Genomic DNA, 22,185 nt, shown 5'->3' with positions numbered 1-22,185 from the left:
ATTCTTACGTTTTTGAGTTTAGAGAGAAAATGCCTTTTTGCAAGACTTTTAGCATATAGCCGAAAGATCTTTCTTCATCGCAATCGAATTTCTCAATCATTTTTCCCAATAATTTATTTAGCTCAATTAGAGTTTTGTCTTGGAGCATTCTGTATATATCTTGTCCAAGTAGATAGATATTTGCATCAAGGAAATCAACATTCCCACTAGAAAGTTCTGCTGCTAATTCATTGAAGATTCTCTCCTCGTCATCGTCTTCATATTTCGATAAGATAAACTCAATGTCTTCCAAATCTTTTTTTGTGCGTTCTCCGCGATCGCCCCAAGCAAAAATCTTGAGGACTACAAAAGATGGAATATCAATTACTTGGATTTTCAAATCATCAATATTAGCGGTTATGGCATGAGAGAGCGCTTCATCAAAGCCAAAAACACTCATAGGATTGCCACTATCAGCCCAAACAATCTCCTGGTCGGGTTCACCAATTGCGCCAAAAGGTACGATATCAACATCGATAGCGGTTTCAATATGTCTGAATCTATGAGCAGTTTTTGTAGATTGAAAGATTGGAGGATTGCCATCTATTAAGGCTTCACCTAGTTTTTGATAAGTTTCCCAGCTATCTATAGATATTGCCACGTCCCAGTCTTTTGTTCCTCTTCCTTCTCCGAACTTTTGATCAAATATAATTAACCTAGCTCCCGCACCAACTAAAATCATTGGTAAATTTAGCACTTTAACAATGGCGATTAAATCGGCTAAAACCTGCTTTTCTCTAGAATCAATCATTACCTTTGAGCTAATTCCGCAATATATTTGTCAAAAATAAGTTGGGCTGTTTCTCTCAAACGACTATCCCCAGTACGGACTAGTTCAGCATGAACGAGTAATGGATGAATAAGATTATTAAATTCTCCTTTGGCGAAAAGATAATTGAGAGCGCGCAGATCATGTTGTGTGTCAAGCTCTTGATGGAACTCTATATTTCCATCAGGATCGGGTTTTAGTCTTAACTTTACCGCTAACGGAAGGTAATTAAACGTTTTGCGAATGTATAGTATCGCGCCTACAGGACGAAGATATTGAGTCATTATTGAAGCTGCAAGTTCACCACCAATTAAATAGCCATCTTTGTGAGCATTTAGCTTAAGCTCATCTTCTATATCCGAAAAATTTTGGCTCCCTATATATCTAAATTTTCTTATTAATAATTTTAAATGTAGTCTTTCAGCGTATCCTAACTCCCATCTTTCAAAAAGTTTAACGTAGTCGATGATTTCATATCCTTTGCGAGTACGTTTGATATAATCAAGTTTTTCAAGCTTTTCAAGTGTATTTTTTAATGTTTCAGACGTAATTCCACCTATAAGGTGACGATTAATGTCCCAGTAATTTTCATCACTTGCAATAATTGAGGGATCTTTAAGAATGAAATATATTACTTGCAATACAGGAACAGTGATCTCTAAGGATCTATTTGGATTTTCTTGATTGCGAATGATCATATAGATTCCCGAACTATTGAGATAGACACTTCCATTAACATCAATAAATTCAATGTTTCTCTTTAATAGCTCGTCTATAACCTCAGTGGATAAATTACGAGTAACTAATAAAGGTCTTTGTTTATCATTCAGTCTTTTTCCTAAATTGGCAAAATATTCAGCAACTTGCTCAACTATGTCATTTGTTATCCCAGTTTTGATCTCACATATATAATGAGCTGTCTTATCAGATGTACTAATTATTAACTCTCCATCAGCTAAAACCTCACTAGAAAAATAAGGCTCGCCTTGAATATTCGCTTCAATATTGGGTAAAGATTCAAGATAAGCTATACACTTTTGAAATAGTGGGTTTTTGGGACGCATAGACTATTTCTCACTTAAATTTTATTAAATCTAATTATACCTCCTCCTCCAAAACTTTACCTCAAAACCATTAATTCCATGTGCCACTGAGTCCGAAAATATGGCAAATTAGAGGATCGCATCATAGTTAAAAACTACCTCGATAAACGAAGTTTAAATTAATGACATTAAAAGTTGGAATTTTAGGATTTGGTGGATTAGGGCAAGCAGCGGCGAAATTGCTTAGCGCTAAGCAAGAAATGCAGCTAGTCGTAGCTGCCGACAAAGAAGGCTTTGCCTATGACCCACAGGGGCTAGATGCTAACAAAGCGATCGCCGCTTATCAAAAACAAGGCTCACTGGGCTATCTCGAAGGATCGGGAATTCTCACACAAGACAGCATTGCTGAGGCGATCGCTACCGCCAAGGATGTCGATGGTTATTTCCTCGCATTGCCGAATCTGCCCAATACCTTCATGGCAAGCGTGGCTAAGCAATTCATCGCTTCAGGTTGGCAGGGTGTGCTAGTTGACGCAATCAAACGCACTAGCGCCGTTGAGCAAATGATTGCCCTTGCCCCAGAACTAAAAGCCGCAGGCATTACCTATATGTCTGGTTGTGGCGCAACCCCCGGATTATTAACAGCCGCCGCCGCGATCGCCGCCCAGAGCTTTGCCGAAGTCCACAAGGTCGAGATTACCTTCGGGGTCGGTATTGCCAACTGGAACGCCTATCGCGCTACCATCCGCGAAGATATCGCCCATATGTCGGGTTATACCGTCGATATGGCTCAAGCAATGACCGATGCAGAAGTGGAAGCATTGCTCGAAAAGACCAATGGCTTAATCTCTCTGGAAAATATGGAACATGCCGATGACATTATGTTAGAGCGTGTGGGTATTTGCGATCGTGATCGGGTCACCGTTGGCGGCGTAGTTGATACGCGCAATCCGAAGAAGCCTCTCAGTACCAATATGAAGCTGACAGGTCGCACCTTTGATGGCAAGATCTCGACGCATACTTTCACGCTTGGCGATGAAACCAGCATGGCGGCGAATGTCTGCGGGCCAGCGTTTGGCTATCTCAAGGCAGGGAAGCAGTTCCATCAACGCGGTATTTATGGGTTAATGACTGCTGCGGAAGTGATGCCTGCGTTTGTCCACTAATTCTATCTGGAATCTAGAAGCATATTTGTAGGGCGCGTTAGCGAAAGCGTAACGTGTCTTACGTAAGAAATTAGGACTTGAGCTTTTATCCAATAAATCAAGTTCTTGGCTAAAAGCTCAAGTCCACTTCAGTGGACTACGAGAAATGAGACTAAGGCAATCTCGCTAGCTATTCGAGCTTTGAAATACCTATCATGCAAAGCTTTGGCTATTTATCATGTTTGGCTTCCCTGAAACACCTATAGAGCCTAATATTTAACTAAATTTTGAAGGAATTTATGAATACTGACGCTTCTATCATTTCGATTGAGTACCTAGATATTCTCCGAAGTTTGCCAGAAATTCAAGCCTACAAGAAAATTTCCTATGAGTTATTGAATATAAAGGCACGTCAAAAAATATTAGAGGTAGGTTGTGCAACAGGGGAAGACGTTAGAGCCTTAGCAGAGCGAGTTGGACTCAAAGGTCAGGTTGTGGGTATAGATGTTGACATAGCCATGATTGAGGAGGCGCAAAAGCGAACGAAAAACGCATCATTACCAATCAAGTTTGACCAAGGCGACGCTGAAAAGCTTAACTTTGCCGATCATAGTTTTGATGGATGTCGAGCAGAGCGGTTACTTCACCTGTTGGATCAGCCTCTTAAAGCTTTACAGGAAATGACTCGTGTGGTTCGTCCCGGAGGGCGCGTGGTTTTAGGAGAACCCGACTGGGCAACGTTAGCAATCTATCCATCTGGTCCTTCGATAGATACATCAGTCTTTGAGTTTGATCAAAGTGCCATTATGGGTCGTCGATTGTCCAGCTTATTCAAACAAGCAGGATTACAAGTTTTAAAGATTGTTCCTGTAACCTGTGTGATAACAGATTTTTCTTTAGCTAATCAAGCTTTTCACCTCAAATCTCAAATTCTCTCCGCAGTAAATCGAGGTATGATTTCTAATTCCATCGCTTTGGAATGGCTGATCGACCTTGCGGAGAGTGCCCAGAAAGGAGAATTTTTCTCATCCCTTACTGGCTTTATTGTCTGCGGACAAAAGCCCTTAGATTAAGTCTCAAGATATTGCTTTTTGAGTTCACGCACGATTGAAATGTAGTTCTGCATTGCTTCCTCGTTTTGACCAGCTTTAACCAAATGTACCGACTTGGCAACTTTGTCATAAAGGCTGACAAAAATTAGTTCTCCATTAGGTAGCGCACTAATACGAGTAACGATTTCTGGCGCGATCGCATAATACTCATCAATCATTTCCGAGCCATTCTCAACAGAACTCATATAGTCATCTCGGAATTGTCTTAAAACAGTTAGCTCTTCACAATCATCAGGTAGCCCTTTTGCTTCAACACAGGCAGTTGTAATAAAACAACCTTTCTTCTTTTTGTTAGGGTTATATAATTTTAACATTTCTTGTTTATCTTCTTCAACAGCCCCTTTTGCTGTCTGCAAATCAATTGTGTATCTATTGCCTAGTGTTGATGTTACATTCCTGTAGGTATAAACTCTTCCACCACCAAGCCCAGCAAATTCCCTGTAGGGGATTCCATCTTCTTCCCCTTCACTACCTGCATCAATCCAAACACTAGGATTGACAGTCGCACCTCGGAAAAGTATGTCACGATCGCGATCTGGTCCAACAACCCAAGTGTGAGAAGTGAAAGCCCAATGAGCACCATCATTCACTCCATCATTCACGTTTCCCGTTGCACCATTGACATCTAATACTAAACCACCGCCAGCAACTCCAAAAGAGCCTTTGCTACTAGTATCAATGCCGCTAATACCAAAATATTCTTTTGCAATAATTACAAAACTTTTGGAAAGAGTGCTACAGTCACCAAATTTTTTTCCGTTAAGAAATTCTGTGGGCGATGTAGGTGTCATATCATAAGCAAAGCCACTCCGATTTATATAGTTTTGAACTAACTGATCTAAAACTTGAGTTTCTGTGCCATTGACATCTATCCCATTCACTAAAGTTGCAGCCATAGAATAAGTGTCAAGGAATGCTTGTCTCTCTTGAACTGATTTAGGATTAATAGCTCGTTGAACAACTCCGTTAGCTACTCTCTCCGCAACAGAAACTAGCTTACTTGCTTTTTTCTGCAAAATATCTGATCGCTGCACAGCCCCCCCATTTTGTTGCACCACATGAGTCAACTCATGGGCAATCAACTCCTGCCCACCTCGACTACTTGGTTCATAAGCCCCCTGACGAAAGAACACATCCTGCCCTGTCGTAAAAGCTTTTGCTTGAATCGATTTATTTAATTGGTCAGACTGCGAATCTGTATGTACCTTTACGCCACTAAAGTCTGCGCCCATCGCCTGTCCCATCGCCTGTTGCAGATTTGCATCTAGCGATTGACCACTGCCTCGCGCACTTTGAATTGAGGATTCTAAATCCGTTGATGCTTCCCCGCCTCCAAGGTTTTCACGTCTTTGTACTAAAGGCTTCATTTGCAACTCTTCATCTTCTTCCATCTCTTGTCGCTGAATTGGCTGATTTTGTGAAGTAGTTGATGCATTAGTTGATGAATTAATTTGTTGAACTACCCTAGCCGCAGTAGCATCAGCCTCCTGTTCATACTTGTCATTTGGCTCGCCAATGGCAAGCTTTGCTTGGATCGCTATTCTCTCGGCAGCCTTTGCCCTCAATCGATTCTCAGACTTTCGCTGAACTGGTGGAGGTTCAGGATTCATGGTGAACTCTTTTGCATCTTCCTGTTCCTCTTCACTTTTCTCTTCTTCTATAGATTCTTGCCTTTGAATTGACTGATTTTGTAAGGCTGCAATATTTCTCTCAGCAGCGATCGCCTTCAATGGATTTCCAGATTTTCTTTGAACTGTTGTTGCTAATTCTGGTTTTGGCGTATTAATTATTTTTTCTAGGAAATTTTCAGAATATCCTGACTTGCGTGAAACCGTCTCTTCTTTCTCATCAGACTCTAATGGAGCAAAAGGTCTAGGTTGCAGATTTAGAGATGTAGGCTTTACTAAGGATGAAGCTTTTGTGGATCTGTCGTTAGTATGTCCCATCTCTAGTTAGCTCTTAGTATTTCTAGAAAAGTTTAAGCAGAATTTTAATTGGGTATCATTATCGCATAACCAGACTGTATAAACACTAGGAAATATATAGCAATCCTAAGTTTTCTAGAATCAGGACGCGCAAAACATAGTCAGGAAATGGTATTGTAATTGGCAACTGTTTTAGAAGCTCCACTTAAACGCCAAAATCTTGCGATTTTTCTCGCCGATCGCCACCCTAGGTATTCCCTATGACATAACCCTTCAGGATTCTCTTCTTCTAACACAAGCGACGACAGCTATAGGTAATCTATAAAGTTTTAATACATTTATATACAACTCATATAATTCTAAATTATAGATATACACGATCTCACACATAGCTCAGTTATAGTCATTTTAAGTAAGATAACAACCTTTAGAAACAGTCGTATCGCCTGTAATAAAAGTTATAGAGCAGGAGATTCATAATGAGAATTGCCCAAGTTGCACCACTATGGGAACAGGTTCCTCCCCCCGCTTATGGCGGCACTGAACTCGTAGTAAGTTTGCTCACAGAGGAATTAGTTAAGCGTGGTCATGATGTCACTCTATTTGCTTCAGGTGATTCTACGACCTCAGCCAAATTAGAATCAGTGCATCCTCGAGCATTACGATTGGATAGTAGCGTTAAAGATCCTAACATCTATGACATGTTAAATATGAGTCGTGTGTATGAAAATGCTGCTCAATTTGACATAATTCATTCCCATGTTGGTTGCGTAGCATTACCCTATACTAACTTAGTAAAAACGCCTACAGTTCATACTCTCCACGGCATTTTTACACCTGACAATGAGAAACTATTTAGCCATGTGCGAAATCAACCATTCATTAGTATTTCCAACTCACAGAGGGATACGAGTCTAGGCTTAAACTATGTATCCACAGTTTATAACGGTATTGCTCCTAATACTTATAACTTTTATCCTCAGCCAGAACATCCACCGTATCTGGCTTTTTTGGGACGAATGTCGCCTGAGAAGGGCGCACATTTAGCGATTGAAATTGCTCAACGTTCTGGATGGCATCTTAAGATGGCAGGAAAAATCGATCCCAATCCCGTCGATTTAGAATATTTTGATCAAAAAATCCGGCCTCATATTGATGGAAAACAGATCGAATTTTTAGGTGAAGCAAATCATCAACAGAAAAGCATTCTCATGGGTGGAGCCGTGGCAACTCTCTTCCCGATTACATGGAAAGAACCATTCGGACTAGTGATGATTGAGTCGATGGTTACAGGTACGCCTGTCATTGCCATGAGTTTAGGCTCAGCTCCTGAGGTGATTGCTCACGGAGTAAGCGGCTTTCTCTGCCAAAACGTCGATGAATGTATAGCCGCGATCGCACCTGCTGCCAAGTTGGATCGATACACCTGTCGAGAGCATGTCTTGATTAATTTCACAGCAAAGCGGATGGCTGACGGATATGAAGCTGTCTATCAGAAGATTTTGGGAGAGAAATATTCCCGAAATGGACAAAATCGAGATTTGGTAATGCAAACCTATTAGAGAATTGGGGGCGCGAAGCGCCCCCAATTCTCTAATCCAAAAGGAGAAAAATATTATGTTGAGTTTAAATAGACAGGCGATCGCACTCATTTCTGATCATGCTGATCCTGCGGCGGATATTGGATGCGAAGAAGCAGGTGGACAAAACGTATATGTGCGTCATGTGGGGGAAACCCTTGCATCTCTAGGTTGGCATGTGGATATGTTTACCCGCAAAGTCCATGCTGATGATGCGGTAATTGTGCAGCATTCGCCCCATTGTCGAACAATCCGACTCAAAGCAGGCGCAGAGACATATATCCCTAGAGATAGATTGTTTGAACATATGCCAGAGTTTGTGAGTTCATTCCAATCTTTTCAACGGACTCAAGGCTTGAATTATCCATTAATTCATACTAATTATTGGCTATCGGCTTGGGCAGGACTGGAGTTGCAAAAAACTAGTGGTATCCAATTGGTACATACTTATCACTCGTTAGGAGCCGTGAAATATCAATCTCTAGTCGAGATCCCTCAAGTTGCTAGTACTCGTTTGAGGGTTGAACGAGAGATTTTAGAAAGAGCTAATTGTGTTGTGGCAACTAGTCCTCAAGAACAGGAAACCTTGCGATCGCTTGTTTCAACTCGTGGGCAAATTGAAATAATTCCTTGCGGAACTGATACCGATAACTTTCGGTTAACGTCTAAGGCTCATGCGCGGACACAGTTGAAATTAGGTACTCATGAAAAAGTGATTCTTTATGTGGGTAGGTTTGATGAACGCAAGGGGATTGAGACTTTGGTAAGAGCTTTCGCGCTACTAAAGGAAAAGGATCTCCAAAATCTCAAGTTGATCATTGTTGGTGGAAGTTCGGCAAATATGCCTGATGGAGATGAAAGAAAAAGAATTGAAAATATCGTCAATGACTTAGGCTTAACAGATTACACTCTCTTTGCTGGTCGGATTGGGCATGATATTTTGCCGCTTTACTATACTGCGGCGGATGTTTGTGTGATTCCTAGTTACTATGAACCCTTTGGACTAGTAGCGATCGAGGCGATGGCTTGCGGTGTGCCTGTAGTTGCGTCTAATGTCGGCGGTCTAAAATTCACGATTATCCCTGAAGAAACTGGACTTTTAGTCGAACCAAAAGATATCGAAGCTTTTGCTAACGGCATTCATCGGATTCTTTTTGATGATCTATGGGTTAGAAAAATGCGGAAGCAAGCATCAGCAAATGTCAATCAGCGATTTAGTTGGACTGGAGTTACGATTCAATTGAGTGAACTCTATCGTCATGTGTTAGCGCGATCAATTATGCATGAGCAACCTTGGAGTTATAAAGTGCCAAGCATAAATAAATCGGCATAGATCAATTCATTCAGGTAATTAAGTAGAATTAATTGTAGGATGCTCTAGTGCGAAGTAACACATCCATTAGCGCACAATGATGGGTTACGCGATCGCTAACCCATCCTACAATTAATTCCAACGACTTACTTAGAAACATATCAATTTATCATTCTCTAAGGGAACTCCAAGGAAAAAATGATCCATATAAAACCCAAAAACATTGTGGCGGGCTACGCCCGCCACAATGTTTTTGGGTTTCAGTTATTTTGTGTAAGTCCCTAAGTGAGTAATTCAGTGAAGAATAAATTAATATACCGCTTTACCCTATTTTTATTGGCTTTAAGCCTATTCACAGGTTGTACTTTTAGTTTGAATGGAACTAGAGGATCTGGAGTTTTAAAAACTGAAGTTAGGGAAGTAACTACATTTTCAACTATCTCTTTTAATTCCGTTGGCAAGCTCAAGATTCAGCAGACAGGTAAGGAATCTCTCACAATTATTGCTGATGAAAATATTTTGCCAATTCTAGAGAGTCGCGTATCTGATCAAACCTTGTATATCAACAATGTAAACTCTTCAAGCATTGATCCCACTAAACCGATTGAGTTTATTGTAGAGGTGAAGAATCTAGAGAATTTGGATACTAAAGCGGTTGGTAGTATTGAAGTCAAAGATATTCAAGGCAAAAGGTTATCGGTTTCGCTTGATGGTGTGGGTAGTATGGCGATCGCAGGAAATGTTGATGTATTAGATCTCGATCTTTCTGGTGTGGGTAGCTTTAATGGTGAAGAGTTGAAGTCTAAGCAAGCTACTGTTCGCAATAAAGGTGTAGGGAGTGCTGTGGTTAATGTGAGTGAGCAGTTAGATGCATCTGTATCAGGTATAGGAGCGATCGAATATATTGGTTCTCCTCAAGTTACAGAATCTGTTAAAGGGCTGGGAGGAATCAAAAAAAGAACTTGAAATTTACAACAGCACAGGCGAAAGCTTATTTGCTTGCATACTATTTCATAGGGTTCTTTGATAAGGTGGAAAGCCTATGAAATAGTATGCAAAATCATAAGAAGACATTTCAATCCTCTTCGATCGCTTAGAAATCACGACCCACAGTAATAGCGATCGCCTTTAGGAAATAGATTGTTGATGCGATCGCCTAGAAATTACAACTCACAGTAGTAGCGATGGTGGCGGCGCAGGTAGTGATTGGTAGAGGAACATTATCCATTAAATGACCATCGCCATAGAATACGAGAATTCGCAGCAATAATACGCGGATAGTCGAGATCTTCACTGTAAGTGTTGCCAAGTCTTCTAGGCAGTTTGACGGTAACATAACGCGGCAGTTGCGAAATCGCTGTTGTGCCAAGCCAAGCTTCCAAATTAGCGATCGCCTCAGATTTTGTGATTGGTACTTGAAAATGATGGGTAATGAGTGCGGCGGCTTCCTGAGCATTGTTTGCCGACGAAGCATCGACATCATTGACAAACAACATCCGCGAGAATTCTTGCCGCAAGCGATCGGGGTCAGAATTTGAGTCAAGATAGTTTCTCATGGACTCTAATCCATCTCCCGTAGCTTCAAAGTAAACATAATCACCATCAAATAAATCCCAAGAAATCTCTCCTAACTCTCCCGCCATAATTGCTGCCAAGAGCATAGCGTCGATTGATTGCTGATCGAAATTGGGTGTGTGGTAGTTACGCCCTAAGCAAAACAGACCATCAGACAAAAGTATCCATCCCGTACTGGTATCCCCTGATTTAGCCACATAGCCATAATCTTTGTCAGGGCAATACACCTGATACAATCGCCCTTGACGCTCAGTTTGCAGATCATCAGCGATCGCATATTGATTGTTGTCCAAGCATGGATAGAAATTATCTTGAGGTAATCTCGTTGTGATGATATTCGCAAACCACTCTTTTAGTTCACTAGATGTTCTGTCCACGAATATCTTTAAATAGATAGGTCCGAGACTGGGATGTTCTCTCCAAATCCAATCCCAATCACGTTGAGATTGAGATGCTTGAGCCAGATCGGTTACTAGCATTTGTAATCACAGTTAAATCCTTGTAGTAATTACATAAAGTTTAGAAGTCTAGATATTTAATCTAGCTTCCAATTCTCAATATACGATATATCTATAGCGTTTACCAGTCTAGTGAAGTACGGGTTTGTTTTCCCGCCGAAGGCGGGGAAACAAACCTTTGTACCTCTCTTACTTGGTAAACGCTATAAGATCAAAAGAGCGATTTATTTAATTTTAGAGCCATTCAGTTACCTTTTGTAGCGTATTCAATCAATTCATTCACGAAATCAAGCGATCGCCTGTCATAGTCATAGTGATAGTCATAACTTTGCATGAAAAAATGATCGTCATCCAAACATGGCGATTTATACTGCTGATAATAGCTGTATTTAGCTTAGGTTTATCTATGGATTATTTATTAAAGTTGCCACTAATTGCCATTATTGGCATTCTAATCGTAGCTCTATTAGTGATTGGCCTTATTTACGCTCGCGATCGCTGGCAATCTGAGACTGATAAATTACGAGTCAAACTAACAAATGGACAGCAAGCAATTCAGACTCAAACCTATGACTCTAGAGAGATTCTAGATTTACCAGAGCCTGTGCAGCGATATTTTAAGGCTGTCCTTCACGATGGACAAGCGATCGTCACCAAGGCTGAAATCTCTCAGCATGGACAGTTTCATATGAATGAAACAGAAGATAAATGGCATGAGTTTACCGCTACACAACTTGTGGCTACCCAAAGGCTAGGCTTTGACTGGGATGCAAAAATCCAGATGTTTCCATTCATCAATGTATTTGTCCATGACACCTATTTGCTAGGAGAAGGAGATCTACAAGCCTCCATACTCGGTCTTTTCACGGTTGCCAAAATGCACAATACGACTGAATTAAACCAAGGCGAATTATTACGCTTCCTCGCAGAAACGGTTTGGTATCCGACATCGCTGTTACCTAGTCAAGGTGTGGTCTGGGAAGCGATCGATCAGCATTCTAGTCGCGCCACTTTGACCGATGGGAAAACAACTGCCTCGGTCGTGTTTCAGTTTGATGCTGAGGGATTAATTACCAGTATGCGGGCTGAAGCACGCTGTTATCGGGTAGTTGGAGACAAATTGACCTTTATGCCTTGGGTAGGCAATTTTAGAGAATATGCAATTCATCATGGAATGCGGATTCCCTTAGAAGGTGAAGTGGGTTGGGAGCATCCAGAAGGGCTTCGGCTTTATTTTAAAGGAAAGATTACCAAGATTAGCTATGAGTTTGCATCGTCAGCATAGTTTAAAGGGATCTAAGTAGCTCGACCCAGATTGCCGTGCTGTCCGCGTAGCGGGCGGCACGGCAATCTGGGTTTTAAGTTTACTTATGCTTGACTATTTAACTAGGTTACATTCTATGAAAAAAGTACCTTTTTTCAAGCACCGTTTATTTCTATTAGGAGTATCTTTATCGCTATATACGATGGGACTGACTTTCCCAGCACTTGCCTTCGAGATCGTCAACTACAAGACATCATACTCAGGTATCATGGTTAACATGAGAGGGATTGAAGTTACCGCTTGGGGCATACTTGGATTGTTATTTCTCCAAATACCTGCGATCGGTTGGCTAGCAAATCCACTTTATTGGCTTTCCTGTGTACTTTTTGTAAAGAAGAAATATCAGTTTTCTATAGCTGCGGCTCTTACGGCAATTATTGTCGGTTTTATCGGAACAATATCCGCATATTGGTTTGCTTTACCGAATGGGAGTAGTCCTGATAGTCATATCCTATTAACTAAGTTGTTACTTGGTTTTTGGTTATGGCTTGCTGCTCCGATATTTCTGATGATTATTGATTTTGTCTATTTGCAATCTAGGGGTCGCTCTAATGCACAGAAATAAAAAAGGAGAAACATAAAATTAAATTTGGACAGACTCGCGATCGCTCAGATAAGTAGATAGGCTTAATCAAAACCAAAACCTCAAGAAGCTGATGCGCCTGCTTTGCGGGTACATCAGCTTCTTATGGTTCTCTACAGTCAATTAACAATATCAATAATAATATGCCAGACATCACTCCATCAGTCATCATTGAACCCGCTACAATTGAAGTTGAGGGAAGGACATATATTCCTATTGATAAAAGTCTGATTTCTCCTTGGGTTTGTGTCATCGGTGAGCATCCGATCGCTACATTGACGTTAAAGGATGACGATTTATTCTTGATTACAGATACATTAGGTAATATCTCTGACCTAAGCTGTCGCATTGGTGGTATTGAAGACAGCATGGGATTGTTTTGTCGGGATACCAGATTTCTCAGTCGCCTAGAGTTACAAATTAATGGGCGATCGCCTATTTCTTTCAGTAGTACGGCCCGTAAAGGCTTTGCAATGACGGTTTTATGTGCAAATCCCGAAATTGAGAATGGAAAGGGTGGTCAAATCAAGACCGAAACCATTGATATCCATCGAGAAATCGTGATTAAAGGTGGTTTTTTTGAGCAGACCCAAGTAACTAACTACAATACGCATCCCGTTAGCTTTACGCTTAGTTTGAGCTTAGATGCAGATTTTCTAGATTTATTTGAAGTGCGAGGAACTAAGCGTGAAAAAAGAGGCAGTTTTCTCCGCTATCTACCGAATCAAGAACTAAAAGCTGCGGAAGCTTTGCCCAAAGAAATTGTGCTTGCCTATGAAGGATTAGATGGTTCGTTGATGGAATCGCGAATTCAATTTAATTCATTTCAGCCGCAAGATATTCAAGACTATACTGCCATCTGGCATTTAGATTTAGCCGCCCATGAATCGATAACGATCGGATATCGTATCCATTTATTTACCAACAATTGTCCGACCTCAATTGTTAGTGTTCCCGAAACCTTTGCACAGGCAAAGACTGAGGAGTTATTAGAAGAGAAACTCTGGGCAGAACAAATTACGAAAATTCAAACTGATAATAAATCGCTAAATCAAGTGATCGATCGCGCTATACAGGATATTTATCTACTCAGACAGACATCAGAAAAGCATAACTTTCTCTCGGCGGGAGTACCTTGGTTTTCGACTTTATTTGGTAGAGACTCGATCATTGCTGCTTCCCAAACCTTGGTTTTAGATCCTCAAATGGCTCGTGATACGCTCTCTGTCTTGGCTCATTTTCAAGGAAAAGTTGATAATGAATGGAGGGATGAACAAAAAGGGAAAATTCTCCACGAAATTAGATTAGGGGAAATGGCGCGTTGTCAAGAAGTTCCCCATACTCCTTACTACGGCACGGTCGATGCTACGCCTCTATGGTTGATGCTCTATGCCGAATATTATGCCTGGACTGCTGATCAGGCTACCTTAAATCAGTTATGGCCAAACGCGCTCTCAGCGATGGCATGGATTGATCGCAATTGCCAAGAAACGGGTTATCTGAGTTACCATCGCTCTTCCAAAAAAGGTTTGCTCAATCAAGGTTGGAAAGATTCAGAAAATTGCATTGTTAATAGTAAAGGAGAACTTGCTGAGGGGGCGATCGCTTTATGCGAAGTGCAAGGCTATGTCTATGCAGCGAAAATCCGTATGAGTGAGTTGGCTGAGAAAAAACAATTATTTGATCTTGCCGAACTTTGGCGATCGCAGGCGCAAGATTTAAAATCACGGTTTAATCAAGATTTTTGGATGCCCGATCAAGACTATTGCGCGATCGCCTTAGATGGCGCAGGTAAGCAAGTTGATAGTATTGCTTCTAATGCTGGTCATTGCTTGAATTTAGGCATTTTCGATTATGAAAAAGCCCTCAGTGTCGCCGCCCGTTTAAATGCTCCTGATATGTTCAATGGTTGGGGGATTCGGACTCTGAGTAGCCTTTCTCCTGCCTATAATCCCATGGGATATCACATCGGTTCCGTTTGGCCCCATGACAATAGCTTGATTGCCGTCGGTATGCGATCGCATAGTCTCGTCAAGCAATCATTACGAATCGCTCAAGGCATGATCGATATGACGATCGCTCAGCCCTATCAACGTCCCCCTGAGTTATTGTGTGGTTACGAGCATGATGGATTTAGTTTTCCAGTGCAGTATCCTGTCGCCTGTTCACCACAAGCTTGGGCAACGGGAACGATCTTCCAATTAATTTCGATCATGGTTAATTTTGTACCCGATGCGCCCAATAATCAGCTTCGGATTATTGATCCCTGCTTACTCAATTCCATTAATCGCCTATCAATTCAGAATTTACGGATCGGACAAACATTGTTAGATCTGGAATTTGAACGTCATGGTGATACTACTGCCTGTCGTGTCAATAAAAAACGCGGTAATGTCCGCGTGATCATCGAAGCATAGAAATTAGATTGCAGCGCTTTGCGCTGCAAATCCTTTACTTACGACCAAACCATTTGGCAGCGATCGCACCTAGAGCTGCTCCCACGAGTGGATTACTTAGAAACTTTACAAGTGCAGGTTGAATCGCTAAAACTTCTTGAAAAATATCAGGATGCGTGTGGTAAGCAAAACTAGCCAGTTTCGCAACATCTTCGGGTGTCATGCGGCTAGGATTATGGCTAGATAAGCCCAATTGCTTTTCAAGATCTCGCTCGTTCAGACCACGCTTTTTCAGATGTTTGAAGAATTCTCTAGCTACGTCATCACGCTGGTTAGGTTGAATCCCTGCGACCGCCTTTTGCAATTCTGGCTCCATTTCGGCTGGAGTAATGCGATCTTTCTGAAAGAGATCACTAAATAGATTGCGGCGTTCTTCACGGGAGGATCTTTGGGCAAAATCATCAAAGTTTTGATAATTTTCTGTTTCTTCGGTGAGGGTTTCTTTGCTGCCCTCTGCCAAATCTTTCATGACTTGACGTTTGTATTCATCGCTAGAATTTGGCATGGTTGTTATGTTTGATATTAATAATGCTAAATAATTAAGGATAGGCAGTGCAATGCGCCGCCTATCCTTACCAAAGGAATGAGAATGAATGTGAGTTTCAAGTAGCTCCTGCTTTATCCCAAGCATCTCGAACTGCATCAATAACCTTGATCCAAGCTAATCCCGTCCCAGTTTTTTGGGCTAAAATCGCTTCATAATCTAGTTTGAGTTCATCTTCTGCTTCATCAAAGCTCTTGCCAAGATAGCGATCGTAGCCTTCATGTCCCGTTTGATAAGCGGGTTGATAGTCTGCATAGGGAACCTCTTTTTCAATGTAAGGGCGAGAGCCATAATTCTCCTGCCAATAAGCGTCATAGGAATCAAGAGGGTGAACGGTTGTGGTTTGATTATTCATGATCATCTCACTAATTACTCTTACAACTTGTTTAGCTTGCTTGCTGATAATCAATTTGCTGGGACTGACTATCATATTTAGCGGTTAAAATTAGCTTTTTATCGGGAGCATAGACTAAAACAGTCAAGTCTTGATTGGGAAAATTGTGCCTAAAGCCTTGAGCTAAGGATTTGGTTAAAGCCTTCACTTCAGTCGGTAAAACTTTTGGCGAAATCACGACTCCTAACTTGTTGCGATCGCGCACATAGGCATCCTTAATCAAACCTTTACTAGTCTTGATCACCCAATCGCCAAAATCTTGTCCTGCCTTGGAATTACCACGCTCTAATTGATTATATTCCGAACTCTGCGTAATCCTTGCGGGATTAGAAGTTTGAGTTTGAGAAGCTCCACAAGCAGTTGTGAAGGTCAGAATTAACATTAGCGCTAAAACTAGTACTGTCTTTCGAGCGTAATTAAAAATGTTCATAGTTCTTTTCCTAATATTTATAGGGTATGTAGTTATATAGCCAGCCAAGTCAGGACATAAAACCCAAAAGAGAGTTGCGGCGCTTCGCGCCGCAACTCTCTTTTGGGTTTTGGCGTTGTCTTAACATTGATGGCTATAGCTATACACACTACATATCCTATAAATATTTAGTTGGTTCCTCTCTCAGCAAAGTACTTGTTGAAAAACGTACTAACAAAAGATAGAACAATAGGCGCTAAAATCAGGGCGACAATTCCATTCATTGTAAATCCGGGGACGATGACCGAAGCCAACCAGAGCAAGATGCCATTTACAACAAATGAAAATAATCCTAACGTAATGAAGGTAAATGGTAGGGATAAAAGTTTGATGATTGGTCCAATGAAAGCATTCACAAACCCAATCACGATCGCCGCAATTATCGCCGCAGGGAAATTAGCAATATCCACCCCTGGCACAACCATATCGACAACTAGAAGTCCTAGAGCCGTTGCTAATATTGTGAACAAGTATCCAACCATATTTTTTCTCCTGAGTTTTAGACGGCTTTTTACACCGTCATCTTAATTATTTGTTGATAGAGTGAAATGCGTTGCTTAGCACTATTTATCTTGCTGTTTAGAGATAGCCCAAACAGCATGGATAATGCCGGGAACCCAACCCAATAGAGTTAGCCCAATATTGATTAGCAAAGTGGAGCTAAAACCATAAGCTAGAAAAACACCAAGGGGTGGGAGTAGAATCCCAAGAATAATTTTCATGATTTAGTACTTTTTAAATGAACTGAGAACGATCTAATGTCATGTTTGAGAAGTAAAAGTAAATCAAGGCTTAGAGCCAACACCTTTACTTTCCCAAATCTCTTGTAAATGCTGTTTAACTTCTTTCTCTTTACGGGCTACTACTGCACCAAGTCCGCCGATATTGTTCTCAATATCAGTAACTTTCTGTTGTAAAGGGATAGTGCCACTGGCTTCTGCTTCGATCTTTTTCTGACCGTACCAAATCTTCGCGTTTTCCCATTGCTGCTTAATTTCGTCGTAGCGATCGCCATAACGAATAGCCAGTTTTACATCTAAGTTAGCAAGTTGTGATTTGAGCTTGAGATACTGCTCTTGCAAAATCCCTGATTCTTGCTGTTCTTGGACAGTATCAATCGCTAAATTAAGTGCTGCTGAATCGTCATCAATCAAATGTGGTGATTCTGAGGCTTTGATATCAATCAAAATCTCACTGCTTTCACGATCCAATTGTTCTTGCTGGACATCCAATTGGGCTTGAATTTCTAACAGCTTTTCTCGGCGTTGATTGAGGGTTTGTTGTCGGTCATGGGTACTTCCTGCGATCGCCCCTTCAATAGAAGCAGCTATTTTCTCAGTAGTTTCCTTGCCACCGCCTTTGAAATCAGCCATTACCGTAGATATGGCTGATTTGACAATTAAGCCAATTTCGCCAGAACCTTCTCTTAGTTCAGCAACAGTCTGAACAACGGCTTCTTTAACGATTTCGCGAATATGTTCAGCGCGAATCTTACCTTCTCTATTTGCCTTATCAAGATTAGTTTTAATCTTTTCCTTAACTGGGTTAGACATAATTAAAATTCCTTAAAATTCCAATGAGTTCTTACTCGGAAATACTGTAAGAGGATTTGGAGAACAAATCCTCCCTTAAATTCTTTATATAGTTAGGAGCATAGAAACTCATCACCTAACTGCTTCTGCTACCATAATCCTCGCACTGGTGCTGGAGATTCACTAGGGATTGGAGTTGGGGTTTCACTAGGTTGATTACTAGGTTGATCAGTAGTTGGCGGTTGGGTTTCATTTAAGATTGGTTCAACCAGAGCCATCACTTCATCTTTAGTTGCATAGCCGTCAAAAGCGTCAAGATTAAATGGAATTGGAGAATCAGGTCGATTCTCGTTATAGATGACTTCACTACTGCTGGCATTAGTGGCAATCCAAGGACGCACATCAGAACCTAGCAAAGTTTCACGTAAGTATCTCACACCAGCAGCATGTCGCGCTTCGACACTGTGAATTTCCAAAGCAGCCGCTAAAATTGGCTTACCTGCTTCACCTGCGGCAAGTAGATTCTGTACTTGTCCTTTATAAGCAGCCACACCCAAATCTTCCACATATTGTCCTGCCAAGAGAAAATCGCTAGGATTAGCAAACGGGTCACGACCTAAGATCGCATTATAGTTAGGATTTGTAGGAATAGTCACAGCATCAGGATTGCCGCCAATGGAGCGTAATGCTGCTGAGAGATCGGTAACATGCTTGGCTTCATCTGCACCATAGGAGGTGATCGCATCCTTGGCAATTTGAGGTGCAGATACTAAACCTCCATTCATAGCCGAGTCAGCCGCACGGCGGTAAAAGTCTGCCTCCAACTTTTCTAAAGTAAGAGCATATTCTGTTACTTCCCTAGGGCTTAAGACTGTACTTTGAGCATATGCGGGTAAAGCAGTGCTAAAGAATAAGCCTAAAAGTAGGAGAGGGATAAAGACGAGGCTAAACTGGACAGACCACAAGGCTCTGCTGATTGCACGCTTAAAACTATTAAACATAACTTTCGGATTTATTCTGAAAGTAGCGAAGTAAGGTGTCATGTTGAGCGATCCCTTCTGAATGAATGTATTTGTAGCTGAATGGAGAGTTTGTGCATGGGGCTATTATTCAGCTATGCAACTAGAGAACCGCCAATAGGATTGTTGATGATATTTAGCGAACTGACGATGGCAACAATCTGTTTAGGTGTATATAGCTCGTCGTAAGCTTTTCCTCTGAATGGATTGAGAGCCGAATTTAGATTTGCATTACTAATTAGCTGATCCGCATCTGGCTCTGTCACTGGTTTGCCAAGTAGCGATCGCACACCAGCGGCATGTCGAGCTTCTACAGAGACGATGGAACCCGCCGCAAGAATAAAGGAGGGGTTGGTCAGACTCGGACCAGCACCGTTATAAGCATGAACGCCTACGTCTTCTAAGGTAACCGCTGTATTCAAAATACTATCGCGGCTTGCAATAATTCCATTCACGCTGTTTTGGTTAAAACTTAAATCTTGGGTAGCAAATAGAACTTGATTAGCAAGAACGCTGCGTAAAAATGTCACATGGGCGGTTTCTTGTGCGCCCAAATATCGCATATATTCCAATTCTCTACTATTAGTAATTTTGCCAGAACTAATAACGGCTGCATAAAACGCAGATTCTAGTTCTTCTAATAACAAAGCAAAGTTGAGAATACCGATGTCATCAGCATTAAACATCAGGGTTTTGCCGCGGCTGCTTGTTTGAGCATTCAGTACTGATGGCATGGTGGCAATTGTCATAGCACCAAGTCCATAAATTCCCAATTTGATTAGAGAACGCCGTGACGTAGAAGGTAGTTTCCTACTGCTCATATATTTAAGATCTCCTAATTCATGGCGTATACAGGACGCATACAAATTTATGTACTCAACTGTATCGTTACAGATAGATGTTTGAAATGATGTATATCGATATGTTGGAGAACGAGTAAATTGCTTGATTTGTATGGGAATGTAGTAAATCTTTATCAGTAATCTAGATAATGAAAGCTAGCATATAAAAATCCTAATTAGAACATAAAACCTAAAAGAGGGTGGCGGTGCGAAGCGCCGCCACCCTCTTTTGGGTTTTATGAAGTATCTTTCTTTATAACATTGTAGGTTTGTTTTGATAATTGAAACACATACTGAAGAAAGAGAACAAGCCCTTAAAGTATCCGTTCGTACTAGTCTCAGAGCATCGACAATTGATGGTGGTTTATCGACAGTTTTTAGTAATGTGACTGGCGGTGTATTACTCAGTAGCTTCTTACTAAATTTGGGTGCAAGCCCCTTTGAAATTGGCATGGTTGCGTCTTTACCAATGCTAGCAAATCTTTTACAGCCATTAGGAGCTTTGTTGTCCAACCGCTCAAACAGTCGTCATGACTATGGAATCTGGACATTTTTGCCATCGCGACTAATTTGGCTAGTTCTACTGATCAGCATTGTTTTGAGAGAAACTATTCCCGATTTCTCAGAACATTTGGTGTATTTGACATTAACTTTAGTTGTAGTTTCCAGTATTTTAGCGGCGCTAGGTAGTGCCTCTTGGATGAGTTGGCTAGCGGCGTTAGTTCCATCAAAACTACGTGGGCGATATTACAGTATTCGCAATGTTGTCAGTAATATCGCCAGTTTGCTATGTTTACCGATCGCAAGTTTTATCATTTCCCATTGGCAAGGCGGCGCGATCGCAGGTTATGGGATTGTGTTAAGTATTAGTATCCTAGCAGGTTTGACAAGTTTAGCTTGTCAGCAATTTATGGTGGATATTAATCCTCAGAAGTATCAAACAGCCTGCCAAGTGGAATACAAACCTGAAAATAATCAAACGAATTATCAAGCAAATCTATTTAATAGTTTGATTAATAATTTAATCTCTCCCTTTAAAGATTCCAATCTGATTATTTTCCTAATCTATTTTGCACTCTGGGGATTTGCTGTTAATCTCAGCACACCATTTTTCAATCTCTACATGCTAGACAATCTTGATGTAGATATAACTTGGGTGACTCTGTTTAGCAGTCTAAGCAGTGGTGCAAATATGTTGATGTTGTTGGTATGGGGAAGATTAAGCGATCGCGTAGGTAACCGTCCGTTATTAATATTTGCAGGTTTAGCGATCGCAATTACACCTTTGTTTTGGTTGCTCACAGGGCTATCTCAAGTTCAATCCCAGTTATGGATCTATTTACTGATATTTCATCTCTTTTTGGGTGGAACTTGGGCGGCGATCGATTTAGGTAGTAATAATATTCAGATCGCGATCGCCCCAATTCAACATCATGCAACTTTCTTTGCGATCGCTTCTGCCTTAGCAGGTGTAGGCAGTGCCTTAGGTACAACCGCAGGTGGAGTTTTAGCGCAGTACGCTCATTATGAAGGGATCTTTGGCGTATTTTTTCTATCGGCTATCCTGCGTTTAGTAGCGATCGTTCCTTTACTATTCCTTCACGAGAAGTAAGAAAACCAAAAAAAAATTTGAAAACGTTGCTAAGCAACACTTTCAAATTTTTTTTGGTTTTTGCAAAGCGATGTAACAACAAATAATGGTGGCGCTTCGCGCCACCATTATTTGTTGTTACACAGGTTGAATATCCCATCCAGTTAATTCGTCAACTGAAAAAATTTGACCAATGGTAATTGCTTGTGTTCCACGCTCTCGAACATGATCAATTTGCTTGTTTCCATGATCATTGACCTCAGTAATTCTAAAAACTACTTTCTCCTTATTTTCGATCACGACTCCTTCAAAAGAGATGTCTGTAGATAGAGTCCCAATTGAATCTGGATGATCGGGAGACTGAGGGAATTCTGACCCTTTCAGTATCTTTCCAGCCACTTTTCCATCTAACTCAAATTTTCTTTGGGTATTGCTTTTCATTGTTTTTTGGTATTTCTAAATATTAATTGTCA

22 protein-coding genes are annotated in these 22,185 nt (G+C 41.0%); 9 read left to right on the top strand and 13 right to left on the bottom strand.

Annotation, left to right across the window (positions count from 1 at the left end):
* Nucleotides 1–4: 4 nt before the first annotated feature.
* Together B9G53_RS21815 and B9G53_RS21810 are read right to left on the bottom strand one after the other, a co-directional pair.
* On the bottom strand, nucleotides 5–790 hold the full coding sequence (locus B9G53_RS21815) for a hypothetical protein (RefSeq protein WP_094535567.1): 786 nt from the start codon (nucleotides 788–790) through the stop codon (nucleotides 5–7).
* The gene (locus tag B9G53_RS21810) at nucleotides 790–1,872 is read right to left on the bottom strand and encodes a type IV toxin-antitoxin system AbiEi family antitoxin (protein WP_094535566.1); all 1,083 of its coding nucleotides are present in this window, start codon (nucleotides 1,870–1,872) and stop codon (nucleotides 790–792) included. Before B9G53_RS21810 ends, B9G53_RS21815 begins: the two co-directional genes overlap by 1 nt.
* A gap of 161 nt (nucleotides 1,873–2,033) precedes the next feature.
* On the opposite strand from B9G53_RS21810, the gene B9G53_RS21805 reads away from it, so the two are divergent.
* On the top strand, nucleotides 2,034–3,017 hold the full coding sequence (locus B9G53_RS21805) for a saccharopine dehydrogenase-like oxidoreductase (RefSeq protein ID WP_094535565.1): 984 nt from the start codon (nucleotides 2,034–2,036) through the stop codon (nucleotides 3,015–3,017).
* A gap of 278 nt (nucleotides 3,018–3,295) precedes the next feature.
* Nucleotides 3,296–4,069 (top strand): methyltransferase domain-containing protein, encoded by a 774-nt coding sequence (locus tag B9G53_RS21800; protein ID WP_094535564.1) that lies wholly within the window; start codon nucleotides 3,296–3,298, stop codon nucleotides 4,067–4,069.
* Here the strand turns inward: B9G53_RS21800 and B9G53_RS28720 are convergent.
* The gene (locus B9G53_RS28720) at nucleotides 4,066–6,054 is read right to left on the bottom strand and encodes a DUF4157 domain-containing protein (RefSeq protein WP_254923766.1); all 1,989 of its coding nucleotides are present in this window, start codon (nucleotides 6,052–6,054) and stop codon (nucleotides 4,066–4,068) included. The genes B9G53_RS21800 and B9G53_RS28720 overlap by 4 nt on opposite strands.
* Nucleotides 6,055–6,512: 458 nt before the next feature.
* Here B9G53_RS28720 and B9G53_RS21790 point away from each other — a divergent pair, with 458 nt between their 5' ends.
* From B9G53_RS21790 to B9G53_RS21780, 3 genes are all read left to right on the top strand, one after another.
* Nucleotides 6,513–7,595, top strand: a complete 1,083-nt coding sequence (locus tag B9G53_RS21790; RefSeq protein ID WP_094535563.1) for a glycosyltransferase family 4 protein — start codon at nucleotides 6,513–6,515, stop codon at nucleotides 7,593–7,595.
* A gap of 55 nt (nucleotides 7,596–7,650) precedes the next feature.
* Nucleotides 7,651–8,946 carry a glycosyltransferase family 1 protein gene (locus B9G53_RS21785; RefSeq protein WP_094535562.1) on the top strand — a complete coding sequence of 432 codons (1,296 nt, stop codon included), beginning with the start codon at nucleotides 7,651–7,653 and terminating at the stop codon, nucleotides 8,944–8,946.
* 276 nt (nucleotides 8,947–9,222) lie between these two features.
* Nucleotides 9,223–9,891: a DUF2807 domain-containing protein gene (locus tag B9G53_RS21780; RefSeq protein WP_094535561.1), complete on the top strand. Its 669-nt coding sequence runs from the start codon at nucleotides 9,223–9,225 to the stop codon at nucleotides 9,889–9,891.
* A gap of 254 nt (nucleotides 9,892–10,145) precedes the next feature.
* Here the strand turns inward: B9G53_RS21780 and B9G53_RS21775 are convergent, their stop codons facing one another.
* Nucleotides 10,146–10,979: a hypothetical protein gene (locus B9G53_RS21775; protein WP_094535560.1), complete on the bottom strand. Its 834-nt coding sequence runs from the start codon at nucleotides 10,977–10,979 to the stop codon at nucleotides 10,146–10,148.
* Between the two features lie 385 nt (nucleotides 10,980–11,364).
* On the opposite strand from B9G53_RS21775, the gene B9G53_RS21770 reads away from it, so the two are divergent.
* The 3 genes from B9G53_RS21770 (at nucleotide 11,365) to B9G53_RS21760 (ending at nucleotide 15,282) form a co-directional block, all read left to right on the top strand.
* Nucleotides 11,365–12,243 carry a DUF6544 family protein gene (locus B9G53_RS21770; RefSeq protein ID WP_094535559.1) on the top strand — a complete coding sequence of 293 codons (879 nt, stop codon included), beginning with the start codon at nucleotides 11,365–11,367 and terminating at the stop codon, nucleotides 12,241–12,243.
* Between the two features lie 115 nt (nucleotides 12,244–12,358).
* Nucleotides 12,359–12,847 carry a hypothetical protein gene (locus B9G53_RS21765; protein WP_094535558.1) on the top strand — a complete coding sequence of 163 codons (489 nt, stop codon included), beginning with the start codon at nucleotides 12,359–12,361 and terminating at the stop codon, nucleotides 12,845–12,847.
* A gap of 161 nt (nucleotides 12,848–13,008) precedes the next feature.
* Complete coding sequence (locus B9G53_RS21760; RefSeq protein WP_176453307.1) at nucleotides 13,009–15,282, top strand: amylo-alpha-1,6-glucosidase; 2,274 nt, start codon at nucleotides 13,009–13,011, stop codon at nucleotides 15,280–15,282.
* 34 nt (nucleotides 15,283–15,316) lie between these two features.
* Here the strand turns inward: B9G53_RS21760 and B9G53_RS21755 are convergent, their stop codons facing one another.
* From B9G53_RS21755 to B9G53_RS21720, 8 genes are all read right to left on the bottom strand, one after another.
* Nucleotides 15,317–15,826 carry a hypothetical protein gene (locus B9G53_RS21755; RefSeq protein ID WP_094535557.1) on the bottom strand — a complete coding sequence of 170 codons (510 nt, stop codon included), beginning with the start codon at nucleotides 15,824–15,826 and terminating at the stop codon, nucleotides 15,317–15,319.
* 97 nt (nucleotides 15,827–15,923) lie between these two features.
* A complete protein-coding gene (locus tag B9G53_RS21750) occupies nucleotides 15,924–16,220 on the bottom strand; it encodes a hypothetical protein (RefSeq protein WP_094535590.1) in 297 nt (98 codons plus the stop codon).
* A 31-nt stretch (nucleotides 16,221–16,251) separates the two neighbouring features.
* Entirely contained in the window at nucleotides 16,252–16,689 is a 438-nt protein-coding gene (locus tag B9G53_RS21745; protein ID WP_094535556.1) for a hypothetical protein, read from the bottom strand.
* Between the two features lie 167 nt (nucleotides 16,690–16,856).
* Nucleotides 16,857–17,210: a phage holin family protein gene (locus B9G53_RS21740; RefSeq protein WP_094535555.1), complete on the bottom strand. Its 354-nt coding sequence runs from the start codon at nucleotides 17,208–17,210 to the stop codon at nucleotides 16,857–16,859.
* Nucleotides 17,211–17,291: 81 nt separating this feature from the next.
* Nucleotides 17,292–17,450: a YqaE/Pmp3 family membrane protein gene (locus tag B9G53_RS21735; protein ID WP_094535554.1), complete on the bottom strand. Its 159-nt coding sequence runs from the start codon at nucleotides 17,448–17,450 to the stop codon at nucleotides 17,292–17,294.
* Between the two features lie 63 nt (nucleotides 17,451–17,513).
* Nucleotides 17,514–18,281, bottom strand: coding sequence for a hypothetical protein (locus B9G53_RS21730; RefSeq protein ID WP_094535553.1), 768 nt, complete (start codon nucleotides 18,279–18,281; stop codon nucleotides 17,514–17,516).
* A 128-nt stretch (nucleotides 18,282–18,409) separates the two neighbouring features.
* A complete protein-coding gene (locus B9G53_RS21725) occupies nucleotides 18,410–19,261 on the bottom strand; it encodes a ferritin-like domain-containing protein (RefSeq protein ID WP_094535552.1) in 852 nt (283 codons plus the stop codon).
* A 113-nt stretch (nucleotides 19,262–19,374) separates the two neighbouring features.
* Complete coding sequence (locus tag B9G53_RS21720; protein ID WP_094535551.1) at nucleotides 19,375–20,100, bottom strand: ferritin-like domain-containing protein; 726 nt, start codon at nucleotides 20,098–20,100, stop codon at nucleotides 19,375–19,377.
* 295 nt (nucleotides 20,101–20,395) lie between these two features.
* Here B9G53_RS21720 and B9G53_RS21715 point away from each other — a divergent pair, with 295 nt between their 5' ends.
* Nucleotides 20,396–21,733, top strand: a complete 1,338-nt coding sequence (locus B9G53_RS21715) for an MFS transporter (RefSeq protein ID WP_094535550.1) — start codon at nucleotides 20,396–20,398, stop codon at nucleotides 21,731–21,733.
* A gap of 117 nt (nucleotides 21,734–21,850) precedes the next feature.
* Here B9G53_RS21715 and B9G53_RS21710 read toward each other — a convergent pair whose 3' ends face one another.
* The gene (locus B9G53_RS21710; RefSeq protein ID WP_094535549.1) at nucleotides 21,851–22,153 is read right to left on the bottom strand and encodes a hypothetical protein; all 303 of its coding nucleotides are present in this window, start codon (nucleotides 22,151–22,153) and stop codon (nucleotides 21,851–21,853) included.
* Nucleotides 22,154–22,185: the final 32 nt, after the last annotated feature.

Source organism: Pseudanabaena sp. SR411 (assembly GCF_002251945.1).
Classification (GTDB): domain Bacteria; phylum Cyanobacteriota; class Cyanobacteriia; order Pseudanabaenales; family Pseudanabaenaceae; genus Pseudanabaena.
Note: the sequence above shows the minus strand (reverse complement) of the source record. Positions and strands in the feature narration are given on the sequence as shown.

What these genes read in the sequence shown, in the direction of transcription:
- B9G53_RS21785 (WP_094535562.1), top strand. Translation starts at nt 7,651, where the DNA reads ATGTTGAGTTTAAATAGACAGGCGATCGCACTCATTTCTGATCATGCT.
- B9G53_RS21805 (WP_094535565.1), top strand. Translation starts at nt 2,034, where the DNA reads ATGACATTAAAAGTTGGAATTTTAGGATTTGGTGGATTAGGGCAAGCA.
- B9G53_RS21730 (WP_094535553.1), bottom strand. Translation starts at nt 18,281, where the DNA reads ATGTCTAACCCAGTTAAGGAAAAGATTAAAACTAATCTTGATAAGGCA.
- B9G53_RS21745 (WP_094535556.1), bottom strand. Translation starts at nt 16,689, where the DNA reads ATGAACATTTTTAATTACGCTCGAAAGACAGTACTAGTTTTAGCGCTA.
- B9G53_RS21735 (WP_094535554.1), bottom strand. Translation starts at nt 17,450, where the DNA reads ATGAAAATTATTCTTGGGATTCTACTCCCACCCCTTGGTGTTTTTCTA.
- B9G53_RS21810 (WP_094535566.1), bottom strand. Translation starts at nt 1,872, where the DNA reads ATGCGTCCCAAAAACCCACTATTTCAAAAGTGTATAGCTTATCTTGAA.
- B9G53_RS28720 (WP_254923766.1), bottom strand. Translation starts at nt 6,054, where the DNA reads ATGGGACATACTAACGACAGATCCACAAAAGCTTCATCCTTAGTAAAG.
- B9G53_RS21760 (WP_176453307.1), top strand. Translation starts at nt 13,009, where the DNA reads ATGCCAGACATCACTCCATCAGTCATCATTGAACCCGCTACAATTGAA.
- B9G53_RS21710 (WP_094535549.1), bottom strand. Translation starts at nt 22,153, where the DNA reads ATGAAAAGCAATACCCAAAGAAAATTTGAGTTAGATGGAAAAGTGGCT.
- B9G53_RS21720 (WP_094535551.1), bottom strand. Translation starts at nt 20,100, where the DNA reads ATGAGCAGTAGGAAACTACCTTCTACGTCACGGCGTTCTCTAATCAAA.
- B9G53_RS21755 (WP_094535557.1), bottom strand. Translation starts at nt 15,826, where the DNA reads ATGCCAAATTCTAGCGATGAATACAAACGTCAAGTCATGAAAGATTTG.
- B9G53_RS21815 (WP_094535567.1), bottom strand. Translation starts at nt 790, where the DNA reads ATGATTGATTCTAGAGAAAAGCAGGTTTTAGCCGATTTAATCGCCATT.
- B9G53_RS21750 (WP_094535590.1), bottom strand. Translation starts at nt 16,220, where the DNA reads ATGAATAATCAAACCACAACCGTTCACCCTCTTGATTCCTATGACGCT.
- B9G53_RS21800 (WP_094535564.1), top strand. Translation starts at nt 3,296, where the DNA reads ATGAATACTGACGCTTCTATCATTTCGATTGAGTACCTAGATATTCTC.
- B9G53_RS21725 (WP_094535552.1), bottom strand. Translation starts at nt 19,261, where the DNA reads ATGTTTAATAGTTTTAAGCGTGCAATCAGCAGAGCCTTGTGGTCTGTC.
- B9G53_RS21790 (WP_094535563.1), top strand. Translation starts at nt 6,513, where the DNA reads ATGAGAATTGCCCAAGTTGCACCACTATGGGAACAGGTTCCTCCCCCC.
- B9G53_RS21770 (WP_094535559.1), top strand. Translation starts at nt 11,365, where the DNA reads ATGGATTATTTATTAAAGTTGCCACTAATTGCCATTATTGGCATTCTA.
- B9G53_RS21765 (WP_094535558.1), top strand. Translation starts at nt 12,359, where the DNA reads ATGAAAAAAGTACCTTTTTTCAAGCACCGTTTATTTCTATTAGGAGTA.
- B9G53_RS21775 (WP_094535560.1), bottom strand. Translation starts at nt 10,979, where the DNA reads ATGCTAGTAACCGATCTGGCTCAAGCATCTCAATCTCAACGTGATTGG.
- B9G53_RS21740 (WP_094535555.1), bottom strand. Translation starts at nt 17,210, where the DNA reads ATGGTTGGATACTTGTTCACAATATTAGCAACGGCTCTAGGACTTCTA.